Source organism: Mesorhizobium sp. P2_C4 (genome assembly GCF_056404575.1).
Genome location: NZ_JBFUDT010000001.1, coordinates 1,223,923 through 1,237,844, shown reverse-complemented (window position 1 = coordinate 1,237,844; position 13,922 = coordinate 1,223,923). Strand labels below are relative to the sequence as shown.

Annotated in this window: 7 protein-coding genes, 1 tRNA gene and 1 pseudogene; 4 read left to right on the top strand and 5 right to left on the bottom strand. The window is 62.0% G+C overall.

Annotated elements, in window-relative coordinates; translation table 11 throughout:
• Positions 1–217 precede the first annotated feature (217 nt).
• Positions 218–1,178 (bottom strand): annotated as a pseudogene (locus AC1DX6_RS05880) (DMT family transporter).
• Between the two features lie 305 nt (positions 1,179–1,483).
• On the opposite strand from AC1DX6_RS05880, the gene AC1DX6_RS05875 reads away from it, so the two are divergent.
• A protein-coding gene (locus AC1DX6_RS05875) for an IS630 family transposase (RefSeq protein WP_477311764.1) occupies positions 1,484–2,432 on the top strand; the annotation gives its coding sequence in 2 pieces (ribosomal slippage) (positions 1,484–1,819 and positions 1,821–2,432; 948 coding nt in all).
• 302 nt (positions 2,433–2,734) lie between these two features.
• On the opposite strand, the gene AC1DX6_RS05870 is transcribed toward AC1DX6_RS05875, so the two are convergent.
• Positions 2,735–2,811 (bottom strand) — tRNA-His (locus AC1DX6_RS05870).
• Between the two features lie 363 nt (positions 2,812–3,174).
• Positions 3,175–3,633, bottom strand: coding sequence for a phasin (locus AC1DX6_RS05865; RefSeq protein WP_477311763.1), 459 nt, complete (start codon positions 3,631–3,633; stop codon positions 3,175–3,177).
• Positions 3,634–3,880: 247 nt separating this feature from the next.
• On the opposite strand from AC1DX6_RS05865, the gene AC1DX6_RS05860 reads away from it, so the two are divergent.
• Positions 3,881–7,744 carry a PAS domain S-box protein gene (locus tag AC1DX6_RS05860; protein ID WP_477311762.1) on the top strand — a complete coding sequence of 1,288 codons (3,864 nt, stop codon included), beginning with the start codon at positions 3,881–3,883 and terminating at the stop codon, positions 7,742–7,744.
• 345 nt (positions 7,745–8,089) lie between these two features.
• Positions 8,090–8,905, top strand: a complete 816-nt coding sequence (locus AC1DX6_RS05855) for an SDR family NAD(P)-dependent oxidoreductase (RefSeq protein WP_477311761.1) — start codon at positions 8,090–8,092, stop codon at positions 8,903–8,905.
• 55 nt (positions 8,906–8,960) lie between these two features.
• Here AC1DX6_RS05855 and AC1DX6_RS05850 read toward each other — a convergent pair whose 3' ends face one another.
• Positions 8,961–10,919: an acetoacetate--CoA ligase gene (locus tag AC1DX6_RS05850; RefSeq protein WP_477311760.1), complete on the bottom strand. Its 1,959-nt coding sequence runs from the start codon at positions 10,917–10,919 to the stop codon at positions 8,961–8,963.
• A gap of 307 nt (positions 10,920–11,226) precedes the next feature.
• On the opposite strand from AC1DX6_RS05850, the gene AC1DX6_RS05845 reads away from it, so the two are divergent.
• On the top strand, positions 11,227–13,077 hold the full coding sequence (locus AC1DX6_RS05845) for an AsmA family protein (RefSeq protein ID WP_477311759.1): 1,851 nt from the start codon (positions 11,227–11,229) through the stop codon (positions 13,075–13,077).
• Between the two features lie 26 nt (positions 13,078–13,103).
• On the opposite strand, the gene AC1DX6_RS05840 is transcribed toward AC1DX6_RS05845, so the two are convergent.
• Positions 13,104–13,922 carry an ABC transporter permease gene (locus AC1DX6_RS05840; protein WP_056583301.1) on the bottom strand — a complete coding sequence of 273 codons (819 nt, stop codon included), beginning with the start codon at positions 13,920–13,922 and terminating at the stop codon, positions 13,104–13,106.

The following is a 13,922-nucleotide window of genomic DNA, read 5'->3' as shown; positions in this document are numbered from 1 at the left end:
GACGTCGACTTCTCAACAAAAACAAACAGTTAGCGGGTGGTTCGCCAAGCCATATCCTTCGTATGATCTCGTACGGTCTGGCGAACCCGATAACAATGACTCCAGTTGAATGTCAGCTCAGCGCCCTATCCCGGCCATTCGATCGGCTATCGCCGTCCACCAAAAGCCGACATCGGTCAGCCAAGCGCTAACGGCCCCGCCGTCACTCGCAAGATCTCTATGCGACGCGTGGTTGAGCTGGCCTGGGTTTGACCACGGTGGCGAGTACGATGCCGGCGACGATGAAGGCCGCACCGACCAGATCGTAATCGTGCAAGTCCTCGGCGAGCAGCAGATAGGCGAGCATAGCCACGAACACCGTCTGCAGGTAGAGCAGCATGCTCGCCCGGCTCGCGCCGAGCGTTTCCACGCTTTTGTTGTAGAGATAGTACATCAAGGCGCCGCCGGGACCTGCCAGATAGGCGAGCGCGAGAATGCTGTGGACGTCCATGGCGGAGCGTTCGTCGTTGAACAATTCCCACAAATGGAAAGGCAAGGCGACCAGCGCACCGGCGCCGAGCAGCAGCACGACCATTGGCAGGAGTTCGATGCCGAATTTGGCACGGCGCAAAAGCACGGTGTACAGGCCCCAGCAGAACGCGCTGCCGACGATCCACAGTTCGCCGGCGTTGAACTTGAGTTGCAGCAGCGCCGTCAGGTTCCCATGGGCAACGATGAAAATCATCCCGGCGAGCGCAACCAGCGCGCCAATCGACTTCCACAGGCCGAGCGGCTCGCCAAGCACGAAACGGGCGAGCACCATCGTCATGACAGGCGACAGCGCCATGATGATGCCGGCCGTGGTGGCGTCGGTGTCGTTGAGGCCATGGTAGATCATACCTTGGCACAGCGTGAGGCCGATCGCCCCCACGGCGACGACCTCCACGGCGCGCGTTCGCAAAAGCCCGATCATCGCGTCGTGATGACGGTGCACAATTGGCAACAGGATGGCGCAAGCAAGCGTCAGCCGCCAGAAGCAGAGGCCCCAGGGCGGCATTTCAGGCGCCACCCATTTGGGCCGCGATGTAGACCCCAGCCGAAAGCAGCCAGCACAGGACGGCGGCCGGATAGCCGGTCACGGCGGAAATGGGGGCGACCACGGGTTGCTCGGCTTGATGCACTATCGGCATTGCCTGCATGTCATGCCCTCCCCTTCGATGACGTAGGCCCGACGGGGCAACATAGCCTGCGTCGTTGGGTTCTGCATCCGTTTTTGAAAGGTGCTATCGAAAAGGAAACTGCGCTCGGCCGCCATATGTCTTTGATGGAACGAGGAGGTTCTTTCCCGTGAGGGGATCCGACGACCGGATCGGGTCAACTCACGATTTCGGACATTGGAAGCTCAACGTCCGCTAGAGCGTTTCCTTTTTTGAGAGAATCGTAGGATTCCCAAAGAAGGTTGTTTGTGATTCAAGATGCTGGCTGGATTGGAGGCCAGCATCTGATGACGCGAGCCCTTTCAAACGATCTTCGTGAGCGTGTTGTTGAGGCAGTTGGCGCTGGTGAGAACTGCCGAGCAGTGGCATCGCGCTTTGGTGTTGCAGTTTCCTCTGTGGTGAAGTGGTCGCAGCGCTATCGCGCGACTGGTTCGGTGGCACCGGGCAAGATGGGCGGACACCGCAAGCGTGTTCTGGAGCCGCATCGGGCCTTCATCGTTGAGCGGATCAATCAGACCTCTGATCTGACGCTGCATCGGCTGAAGGACGAGTTGGATGCGCGCGGGATCCAAGTCTCGCACAATACGGTCTGGATGTTCCTGCGCCGCGAGGGCCTGAGCTTCAAAAAAAACACTGTTCGCCCTTGAGCAGGCGCGCGCTGATATTGCCCGCAGGCGTCAGCGATGGCGATCTTGGCAGACCGGCCTCGATCCGCAGTGCCTGGTCTTCATCGACGAGACCTGGATCAAGACCAACATGGCTCCGCTGCGCGGTTGGGGGCCGAAAGGCAAGCGGCTGCGCGGCTTGGCTCCGCACGGTCACTGGCGCACGCTGACCTTCCTCGGCGCACTGCGCTGGGATCGGCTCGCGGCACCTTGCGTCTTCGACGGACCAATCAACGGCCAATGCTTCCGCGCTTATGTCGAGCAGCAGCTCATCACTGTGCTGAAGCCTGGCGACATCGTCGTCATGGATAATCTCGGAAGTCATAAGTCGGCGGCCATCAGGCAGATGATCAAGGCTGCCGGCGCCAGGCTCTGGTACCTGCCGCCCTACTCGCCGGATCTCAATCCGATCGAGCAGGCCTTCGCCAAGATCAAACACTGGATGCGCCAAGCTCAGAAGCGCACCGTCGAGGACACTTGGCGCCACATCGGCCACCTCGTCGAAACCATCGAGGCAGCCGAATGTAGGAACTACTTCGAAAACGCCGGCTACGCTTCCGTCAAAACGTGAACGGCTCTAGTACCATGCGGCGCATTACTGCCGTCAGCTTGTTGCGAAACGAGCGTCCGCTTCGGGTCACGACCCGCCCAATTACACGTCGTTGCCGCCGATTGCCGCACGCATCGTTGCAAGGTCTTTCGAAACCAGAAGGCTTGAGCTACGTGTGATGGGTGCCATCAAGGCGGAGAAGAGGCCGAACCTATTTGATAAGTATCACAATAGGTAACACACAGATGAGTAGAATGATGCGAGAAACACGGCGAGATATGTGAAATTCATTATAAAAATCAATGGCTTACAGGACAAGCCAATGGTACCGTTGGCTGGGATCGAACCAGCGACCTCCGGATCCACAATCCGGCGCTCTAACCATCTGAGCTACAACGGCACATTTGCCTGAGCCAGATCGTGGTGAAAAATTCATTCTCCGAGATCCGCTCTGTCGTTCGGCGATGCGTCCAATACGGTCTATCAGAGTCTAATTCAAGGCCTTTGATAAGGCAAAGCTGGTTCTGCGGACAGGCGGCGATTTTCATCACCCGCTTTTTCAGCAGGCAAAGAAAAAGGCCGGCGGGAGGAGGTGCCGGCCTTTTCCTGTTACGAGCCAGCGGGAGGAGGTGCTGGCTGGTCACCCCGGGGAGCAGAGGGAGGAGGTTCCACTCGCCGGGTATTCACTTGACCAAATTAATTGCACATCTATTTGTCTGACGAAATGCGACCTTTTGTTGCATCATCAGACCATGCGCAATTATTAGGCGGCCTTGATTTCCTTCAGCGCCTTCTCGAAGGCGGTCTTGACCGGCTTGGAGACGTCCTCGGCGGCCTTGGAAGCAACGGCCTGGAATTCCTTGGCCTGCTCGACGGTAGCCTCGACGCGCTTGCGCAGGAAGGCGGTCTGCAGCTCGACGACTTCCGACAGCGACTTGGCGCCGATCAGGGCTTCGAGATGCGAGAAGCCGGCTTCGGCGTTAGCGCGGAAAGCGGCGATGGTCTTGAGCGACAGGTCGCTGGAAACGGTCTTGGCGGTTTCGAAGGTGGACTCCAGTGCCTTCTGGGTCTCCTCGGCGCCGGTCTTCAGCTTGGCATAGGCTTCCTTCGACTGCTCGACGCCCTTTTCGGCGAAAGCGCGCATCTGGTCGGTGGCCTTGGAAGCGTCAAAGCTCGGGAATTCAACGTTTTCGATCGTGTCGGCAGTCTTGGTCCTGGACATTTTCCATCCTTTTCGGCAGCGGCGGCTTTGACAGAAAGCCGTCTCGTTCATGTATGATGGCAATATATAGGTTTTTTTGTGCGTTGCAATATCTTTGTTGCAGTGCACCATAAAATTCTTCGGGGCGTTAACCAAACGCCCAGATTCCGAGCGCTGCACGTTATGGCTTGTGGACCTTCGCCCCGCCGGCTTTTATTAACAAAGCGTTAACTGCAAATTGCCCGCTCTGTAAGGGTCCGCCAAGCGCATGCCGTCCGAAAACTACTCTTTCCTCGACGTCGCGGTGCTCGACGCGGTGCGCCAGCGCTTTGCCGCCGGCGACGCGATCGCCATATTGTCGGCAGACCTCGAACAGGTGATCTGGGCCAACGGACCGGGCGCTGCGGTGTTCGGCTATCCCGACATTGAGGCCATCATCGGCGCCTCGGCGCGGCTGCCGCTGATTGCCCGGCGCCAGATCATGGCGACCAGCGGTTTTCCAGAGATCGGCCACGATCGTTCGATCACAGTCCGGCTGGCGACAGGCATGACCAGCAACGCCGTAGGCTTCCTCGCCAGTGCGGCGACGATGCCGGATGGCGAAAGCGCGATCATGCTGGTGGTGCCGGTGGCGCAGACCGGCTCACGCAGCGCGGCCGAGACTGCCGCGCGCGCCATCAGTGGCTTTACCGAACACGGACACTTCATCGCCTTTGTCGATGCTTCGGGCGCCGTCGAGGCGGCTTCGGATGGGTTCTCTGCACTCGGGATTCTGCCGCAGACGCTGGCCGCGCTTGTCGCCGACGTGACCGCTGAGAACGACCGCATCGTCAAGCGCCTGGTTCCAGGCGGCGCTGGTTCCTATCCGGCCGGCTTCGCCAAGCTGACCGATACGCGGCACTTGCTGGTGGTGATCGACGAAGACCAGCTTGATGACGAAAGCCCTGTCGAGCCTGCCACTGAGGCGGAAGCCATCACCGGTGGGGTGGCGGACGATGTCGTTGGTCAGCCGGAAACAGCTCAGGACAATGAGCCGACAGCCCCGACGGTGGAGGTGGCAACAGAGGCTGCCCCTGAAGTCGCCGAACTGATCCCGGCATCGTCGGAAACCGCCGATTCGACCGGACCGCAAGCGGCGGCAAGTGACCCGGTGGCCAGCCCGGCGCAACATGATCATTGGTATTTCAACGCCGGCGAGGACGACGCGAAGCAGCCGAGCCGACCTCTTGAAACTGTGGCTGCGCCGGTAGGCGCGAAACAGGACGCCCCTCAGGCCGCCGCCCCGGCGGAACGTCCCGCCCGGTCGATTGACCGTTCGGCGCCGCCGCTGCGCTTTGTCTGGCGCACCGATGCCGAAGGCAAGTTCAGCACCCTGTCGCCCGAATTCGCCGACATCGTCGGCAAGCCCGCCGCCGACGTGATCGGCCGCCGCTTCAAGGATGTGGCGACGACCTTCGGCCTCGATGCCTCCGGCGAGATCGCCGGCCTGCTCGAACGGCGGGACACCTGGTCCGGGCGCTCGGTGCTATGGCCGGTTGCCGGCACCGATCTGAAGATACCGGTCGATCTGGCGGCGCTGCCCGTCTACGGCCGCAGCCGCGCCTTTGAAGGTTTTCGCGGTTTCGGCGTCGCCCGCGCCAGTGACGCGGTGATCGATCCGGAAGCCATCGGCATGGCGCTGGTCCCCAATGGCGAGACAAAAGCAGCGACGGAGCCTGCGGTCGAAGAGACCGTGGCTGAGGTGTCCCAGCCAGCCGACCCGTTCAAAGGCGAGGTGCCGGCGCTAACCATCGTGCCGAAACAGGAACGCCGCTTCGCCGACAAGGTGATCCGGTTGGCCGAGCATCGGCAACCGGCCAATGACAAGCAGCCGGCAAGTGAGAGGGGCCTGTCGACGCTGGAGCGCAGCGCGTTCCGCGAGATCGGTGAGCGGCTCAAGAAAGACAGCTCAGCCGAGGCCGAGCAGCCTGTGGCTGAACAGCCAGCTGCCGAGAAGCCCTATGCCGGAAGGCCGGCTGAAGCGGCTGTCGAAGATGTGGCCTCTGCGGCCGCCAAGGCTGACGAGCCGACGTTGAAACACACCGCCAAGGTCGATACCGGTAAAAGGCCGGCAACCGGCCCTGAAAGCGAAGTAGCCGCAGCCGAGCCGCCTGAAACCGATGCCGAAGACGAGAAGGATCTGGCGCGGCTCGATGGCGAGCAGCCAGACAAGCCTGTTCAAGAGAGCCCTGCCAAGCAATCTGTGTCTGCGGTCTCGGGCTCCCTGCTCAACTATGCCGACCGGACAGACGAAGCCACCAAAGATGGCAACCGGGCGCCGGTTTCCGAACCGGGCGAAGCGGCGGTGACGCAAGCGAGTGCCGACCCCGTCGCGGCGGACGCGCAGCCCACCGAGGCATCCGCGACAGCCGATGCGGGCAAAACAGCCGGCGCTGCCGAAGACGACGATAGCATGACTTCAGCCGACTTCCGCGACGCGGAAGATGACGAGGATTGGGCGCAACCCGACGACGAAGCCGCTTCAGGCGCTGCGGCTGGGACTATGGAAACTGCTCCCGTCGAGCGGCCGCGCCTCAAAGTGCCGCCGCTCAGGCTTGAAGGGTTCATGCCCTCGGCGTTTTCGGCGGGAGACGAGACCAAGGCCCCGGATACCTCGATCCTTGGCAAACTGCCCGTCCCCTTGCTCATCCATTCCGGCGACGAGCTGCATTATGCGAATGAGGAATTCCTCAGCCTGACCGACTACGACACGATCGAGGACCTCAGCGATGCCGGTGGCCTCGGCGCATTGTTTGCCGATCCCTACACCGACGACAGCGCTACCGAGGGAAGCGATCACGCGCTGCGGCTGAAGACGCGCGACGGGCAGGAGTTTCCGATCGAGGCCATCCTGCGCTCGGTTCCGTGGCGCGGCGGCAAGGCGCTGATGCTGGTCGTGCGCCGCTCCGGCGATGACGATGCGGCGGTTGCGCATGGTGTTGACGACGCGCCGACACAGCCCGACATTTCGGAGCTGAAGTCGCGCATTGCCGAAATGCGCACCATTATCGACACCGCCACCGACGGCGTCGTGCTGATCGGCCGCGACGGCACGATCCGCTCGATCAGCCGCCCGGCGGAAGCGCTGTTCGGCTTCGACAGCGACGAGGTGACCGGCAAGCCCTTCGCCTCGCTGTTTGCCATCGAAAGCCAGCGCGCGGCGCGCGACTATCTCAGCGGGCTTTCTGAGCCCGGCGTGGCGAGCGTCATGAATGACGGCCGCGAGGTGATCGGACGCGAGGCGCAGGGGCGCTTCATTCCCCTGTTCATGACCATCGGCAGGCTGCCCAACGACAGCGGCTTCTGCGCCGTGGTGCGCGACATCACGCAGTGGAAGCGAGCCGAAGAGGATTTGACCCAGGCGCGCGCGGTGGCCGAGCGCGCCTCGTCGCAGAAGACTGATTTTCTGGCGCGCATCAGCCACGAGATTCGCACGCCGCTCAACGCCATCATCGGCTTTTCCGAACTGATGGTGGACGAGAAATTCGGGCCGGTGGCCAATGACCGCTACCGCGATTATCTGCGCGACATCAACCGGTCGGGCAACCATGTGCTCGACCTGGTCAACGACCTGCTCGACATCTCGAAGATCGAGGCTGGCCAGCAGGAGATGGATTACGAAGCGGTGTCGCTCAACGACACGCTGGGCGAAACGGTGGCGATGATGCAGCCGCAGGCCAACCGCGAACGCGTCATCATCCGCTCCAGCTTCGCGTCGCGACTGCCGGAAGTGGTGGCTGATCTGCGCAGCGTGCGCCAGATCGCCCTCAACATCCTGTCGAACGCCATCCGCTACACGCAAGCCGGCGGCCAGGTGATCGTCTCGACCGCCTATGAGACCTCCGGCGATGTCGTCATGCGCGTGCGCGACACCGGCATCGGCATGAGCCAGGCCGAGATCGAGCAGGCGCTGAAGCCGTTCAAGCAGATCAACGCGCTGAAGCGCGGGCGCGGCGACGGCACGGGTCTCGGACTGCCGCTGACCAAGGCGATGGTCGAGGCGAACCGGGCCCGCTTCACCATCACCTCGACGCCTGGCGAAGGAACCCTGGTCGAAGTCGGCTTTCCCTCAACCCGCGTGCTCGCGGACTAGAGCCCTGCGCTTGCGCAGCCCGGTCCGGCAAAAGAAAAGGCGTCCAAGAGGACGCCTTAAGTAATTGGATTGCTGTCACAACGGGGGCTTGAGCGAATTCAGATCCTCAGGGGATTTTGAGGAACGGGATTTCTCCCTCAAGTTACGTGCGACTATCGACGCCGGCCCTTAACAACTCCTTACCAGCGCGATGGAAAGTTTACGAAAGTGTACCACTCGTGAAATCTAGGTAAATTCCACCGACATATTTTGTTAACCATGCCCGTGCTGTACTCGGCCTGCCGCCGCCGCTCGTGCTGGTCCTGCTGTTTCAGCGAAAGATGGCATCACCGCAGGAGCTGTGAAGTGTCCACGCAATCACTTTCCAGCAAGATTATCGTCGTTACCGGCGCTGGTGCCGGTATCGGTCTCGGCATCGCGCAGGCCTGTGTCGAAGCCGGCGCCACAGTGGTCGGAGCGACCCTGCTCGCCGAGCACCGCGACGCTGTCGAACGCGCCGGCGCCGAATTCCTGCAGGTCGATGTCGCATCGCCGGAGAGCATCGCCGCGATGGCGGATGTGATCGCGCAGCGATACGGTTCTCCGGATGGGGTGGTGAACAATGCCGGCGTCACCATACAGACGCCGTTTCTCGATATGCCGCTTGGCGACCTGGACCGGCTCTGGCAGGTCAACCAGCGCTCTGTCTTCCTTGTCTCGCAGCACGTCGCCCGGCTGATGATCAAGGCCCGGCGCGGCGGCTCGATTGTCAACATCGCCTCGAACCACGCAGGCGCCACGCTTGCCGGCTATGAGATGTATGCGGCTACCAAAGGCGCCGTTGTTTCGATGACGAGAGCCATGGCCTGGAGCCTTGGTACGCACCAGATCCGCGTCAATGCGCTCTGTCCCGGCCTGACCCGGACTGAAGCCATCGCCGAGATATCGGCGAAGGATCCCGCGGCCGAACGCCATTTCAACGCGGGGCAAGCGACAGGGACATACAACACCGTGCCGCAGGTCGCGGCGACTGCTGTTTTCCTGCTGTCGGATCAAAGTGCGGCGTTCAGTGGAGCCGAACTCGTCGCCGACCAGGGCATGTCGGCGCGCTTGGGTTTTGGCCATCATCCAGAACCGAAGGTAAGGGCAGCAAAACGCGGTATCCGGTCCTGGCTGCGCTGATCTTCGGGTCGGGAAAGATCGGGGCAAATAAGAAACTTCGGCTCGGGATGCCTTCTCAGTCGGCAAGCTGCGGCAGGTTCTTGAACAGCTCCAGCGCTTCGGGATTGGCGAGCGCCTCTTTGTTCTTGATGGCGCGGCCATGCACGACGTCGCGCACCGCAAGCTCGGTGATCTTACCCGATTTGGTGCGTGGAATGTCTGACACAGTGACGATCTTTGCCGGCACGTGACGGGGGCTCGCTCCGGTGCGGATTTTCGCGCGGATGCGTTTTTCCAGTTCGGCATCCAGCTGCACGCCGGCGGCCAGCCGCACGAACAGCACGACCCGGACGTCATTGTCGAAATCCTGGCCGATGCAAAGCGCCTCCAGAATCTCGGGCATCTGCTCGACCTGGTTGTAGATCTCCGCCGTGCCGATGCGCACGCCGCCCGGATTGAGCGTCGCATCGGAACGGCCGTGAATGATCATGCCGCCATGGCCGGTCCATTCGGCGAAATCGCCATGACACCAGACATTGTCGAAGCGCTCGAAATAGGCCGCGCTGTACTTCTTGCCTTCGGGGTCGTTCCAGAAGCCGATCGGCATCGCGGGAAACGCCTTTGCGCAGACCAGCTCGCCCTTCTCTTGCCTGACCGGCTTGCCGTCATCGTCCCAGACATCGACGGCAAGGCCGAGACCCGGTCCCTGGATCTCGCCGGTCCACACCGGTTCAATCGGCACGCCGAGCACGAAACAGGAGACGATATCGGTGCCGCCGGAGACCGAGGCCAGGTGGACATCCTTCTTGATGCCGTCATAGACGAAGCGGAAATCCTCGGGCGACAAGGGTGACCCGGTGGAGGAAATCGCCCGAACTGTGGACAGATCATGGGTGCGGATCGGCTTGAGACCGGCCTTGCGCACGGAATCGATGAACTTGGCCGAGGTGCCGAAGAAATTCATCTTCTCGGCATCGGCGAAGTCGAACAGCACGTTGCCGTCGGGGTAGAAGGGTGAGCCATCATAGAGCAGCAGCGTCGCTCCTGAAGCCAGCCCAGACACCAGCCAGTTCCACATCATCCAGCCGCAAGTGGTGAAGTAGAAGAAGCGATCGCCGTCGGTGAGACCGGCGTGCAGCCGGTGTTCCTTGACATGCTGGATCAGCGTGCCGCCGGCCGAATGAACGATGCATTTGGGAATGCCGGTCGTGCCAGACGAAAACAGGATGTAGAGCGGGTGCGCAAACGGCAATCGTTCGAAAGTAACGGGCTTTGCGGCGAAGGGAGACAAAGCCTCATCGAGAGCATCCGCCTTGTCGATCGTCGCGGCGACATCGGCAGAGGTGCCGAGATAGTCGACGATCAGGATCTTGCGAACGGTGCCAAGTTTCGTCGCCACAGCAGCGACCTTGTCGGCGACTTCGATGGCCTTGCCATTGTACCAGTAGCCGTCCGGGGCGATGAAGACGACCGGCTCGATCTGGCCAAAACGGTCGAGAACGCCCTGCTCGCCGAAATCGGGGGAGCATGACGACCAGACCGCGCCAATCGAGGCTGTCGCCAGCATGGCGGCGACGGCTTCCGGCATATTGGGTATCATGGCGGCGACGCGGTCGCCCTTTTTGACGCCGAGCGACAGGAAAAGCTGTTGCAGGCGCGACGTCAGCGCATGCAGTTCGTTCCAGGACAGCCGGCGCTCGACCTTGTCCTCGCCGTGAAAGACGATTGCGTCGCCCGAGCCGGTCTTCTTCAGAAGGTTCTCGGCGAAGTTCAGGGTGGCGTCGGGAAAGAACGAAGCGCCGGGCATCTTGTCGCCATCGACGACCACGCGCTCGCCCTTTTCGCCGACAATGCCGCAGAAGTCCCAGACCAGGCTCCAGAAACTCTCGCGGTCCTCGACCGACCAGCGGTGGAGTTCGGCGTAGGAAGCGAAATCCGCGCCTGACCTGGTCGCCGCTGACTTCATGAAGGCGGTTAACGGCGCCGCATCAATCCGGTCTTGTGTAGGGGCCCAGAGGGGGGCGTCGGCAACCATGATCGTTCCTCCTTAAAGCACGCCGCATTTGAAGGGATTTACGCCACGCGCTTTAAACTCTGCTTCATGCAAATCGCTGTCCCAAAACCGTCGCGCAGCCTCGTATCAGGTCTGAGATGAAGACTTTTGATAGGCGCAAGGCTCGCACCGCTTATGCATATTGCGGTGCAGCAGAGCAAGATTTTGTTCGGTTGGCTGAGTTGGATGTGCGCAAATGCCATCGCCGGGCCATAAAGACTTGAAATGCGTCAGCCGTGGGTTACACCCGTCGGGCGATTTTTGTCGGAATGGAAGCATACGGGGCGATATGCCAACACCTTTGATCCGGCGCGGGGTATGGGCGATCGGCGTTGCCGTGCTCGTCATCGCGCTGGTCGTCGCCGCCCTGCCGCTCATTGCCTCGACCCGTATCGTGCGCGACCGCATCGCCTGGGAGATGAGCGCGTGGAGCGGGTTCAGGGTCACCATCGATGGCGCGCCGCGCATCGAAGTGTGGCCGAAATTCCGCGCCATCCTGACCGACGTGACGCTGTCGCAATGGACGGAGACCGACGCGCCGCCGGTGATCGAGGCCGAGCGAGTCGAGGTCGACCTTTCCGCCATGGCGGCACTGCGCGGCGACGTGGTGTTTTCAACGGCGCGGCTGGTGCGGCCGACGATCAGGGTTCAGCGCATGGCAAACGGATTCTTCCTGCCTGCCATACCGTCCGGCGGGCGTATCACGCGCTCAATCGACACCGCTCGCGGCGTGGTCAACGCCGATCCGGCGACGCCGGATCTGAGCAAGCTGCCGACCGATCCGTTCGGCATCGTGGAGTTCAGGGACGGCCGCATGGTGGCCTCCGTTGGCGGCAAGGACGATGAAATCCTGAGCAGCCTGACCGGCCAGGCGAGCTGGGCGGCGATGAACAGCAATGCGACGCTGACGGCAACCGGGATCTGGCGCGGCGAAAGCGTCGCGGTCGATGTCGCCTCACCCAAGCCCCTGGTGCTGTTTGCCGGGGGCGCTGCGCCGATCACGCTTTCCTTCAAGGCAGCACCTGTCAGCTTTTCGTTCGATGGCGTCGCCAGCATGTCCGAAAATGGCTATTTCGACGGCCAGGCCAAATTTTCAGCCCCGTCGCTCAGGCGTGTGCTGGAATGGTCGCAGGCCGGCATCGCGCCGGGTGCCGCAATTGGCTCCGTCTCGGTCTCGAGCAAGGTGACGGCGACGGCCGGCCGCATCAAATTCGAAAACACCGCGGTGGCGCTGGACAACAATCCAGGCATGGGCGCGCTGGATTTCTCCTTCGGCGAAGCGCTGCCCGTGATCTCCGGTACACTCGCCTTCGATACGCTGGACCTCAGGTCGTTTCTCTCCGCCTTCACGCCGCTGGCGCCGGCCGGAGAAACCGGTCCTGGCGAAATCGACAGCAGCTTTGCCGACCGGATCAATCTCGATCTCAGACTGTCTGCGGCGCACGCCACCGCGGGTTCCATCCAGCTTGCCGACGTCGCCGCCACCGCCCAGGTCAAGAACGGCCTTGCAGTCTTCGACATCTCCGATGCGTCGGCTTTTGGCGGCAACATCCAGAGTAGCCTTCGTTTCGACCGCAAGCCTGAGGGCACACAGGTCGAGATCCGGCTTTTGGCTTCCGATATCGATGGCGGCGCTTTCGGCACCGCGGCGGGGATGACGCGGCTGGTGCCGGCCAGCACCGGAACCGTCTCGGTCATCCTCAAGGGGCCGGGCAAATCCTGGAGCTCCATCTTCGAAAACGCCGACGGCTCGGTCTCGGCAACGTTCGGTCCGGGTGCCCTCAGCGGCCTCAACCTTCAGGCTTTTCTCAAACACTCGGAGCAAGGCGGGTTCTTCGCGCTCGACGATGTCGCCGACGGAACGCTGCCGATCGACGGCGCCGAGCTCAAGGCCAGCATCTCCAAGGGCGTTGCCAGGCTCGACAAGGCCGAGGCCAATTCGGCGAAGTACAAGATCTGGCTTTCCGGCATCGCCTCCTATGCCGGCCGCGGACTGGCGCTCTCCGGCGGCATCACCCAGGCCGACAAGGCCGCGACGCCGACAAATGCACAAGGCCCCAACCAGTCCTCGTTCTTCGTCGGGGGCACCTGGAGCACGCCGTTCATCTCGCCGATCAGCCGCGGCGTTTCAGGCGAGTAGGCAACCACCTCTCAGGGACTTACCCATCAGCCACGCTGTGCGGCCTGTTCGTCGAGTTGGCGCTGAACCTCACGGCGCTTGTTGGCGAGCGAGGCGATGATGACGCCAATGGCAACAACAGCAATCAGAATGGTGCAGGCGGCGTTGATCTCCGGCGTCACACCGAGACGGACCTGGCTGTAGATCTTCATTGGCAAGGTGGTGGCGCCAGGCCCGGAGGTGAAGCTGGCGATGACCAGATCGTCGAGCGACAGAGTGAAGGCCAGCATCCAGCCTGACACGATCGCCGGCATGATGACCGGCAGCGTGATCTGGAAGAAGGTCTTCACCGGCGTCGCGCCCAGATCCATCGCCGCTTCTTCCAGCGAGCGATCGAAGGTGATCAGGCGCGACTGAACGACAACGGCAACGAAGCACATGGTCAGCGTGATGTGGGCAAGCGTCACGGTGAGGAAGCCGCGGTCGAGACCGACGGCGACGAAGAGCAGGAGCAGCGACAGGCCGGTGATGACTTCCGGCATGACCAGCGGCGCAAACACCATGCCGGAAAACAGCACCCTGCCCCTGAAGCGCGTGTAGCGCGTCAGGGTAAGTGCCGCCAGCGTGCCGAGCACGGTTGCCACGGTGGCCGAGATCAGGCCAACGCGCGCCGTAACCCAGGTCGCATCCATGAGGCCCTGGTTGTGGAACAGCGAAACGTACCATTTGGTCGAGAAGCCGCCCCAGACGGTGACCAGTTTGGACTCGTTGAAAGAGAAGACGATGAGCAGGACGATCGGCAGGTAAAGAAAGGCAAAACCGAGCACGATCGAGGTGATGTTGAAGCGGCTCCAGGTGGTGTTCAT

Bases quoted from the DNA above. Each gene is read 5' to 3' on its own strand.
- AC1DX6_RS05865 (WP_477311763.1), bottom strand. From the start codon at position 3,633: ATGTCCAGGACCAAGACTGCCGACACGATCGAAAACGTTGAATTCCCG.
- AC1DX6_RS05860 (WP_477311762.1), top strand. From the start codon at position 3,881: ATGCCGTCCGAAAACTACTCTTTCCTCGACGTCGCGGTGCTCGACGCG.
- AC1DX6_RS05850 (WP_477311760.1), bottom strand. From the start codon at position 10,919: ATGGTTGCCGACGCCCCCCTCTGGGCCCCTACACAAGACCGGATTGAT.
- AC1DX6_RS05845 (WP_477311759.1), top strand. From the start codon at position 11,227: ATGCCAACACCTTTGATCCGGCGCGGGGTATGGGCGATCGGCGTTGCC.
- AC1DX6_RS05840 (WP_056583301.1), bottom strand. From the start codon at position 13,922: ATGAACACCACCTGGAGCCGCTTCAACATCACCTCGATCGTGCTCGGT.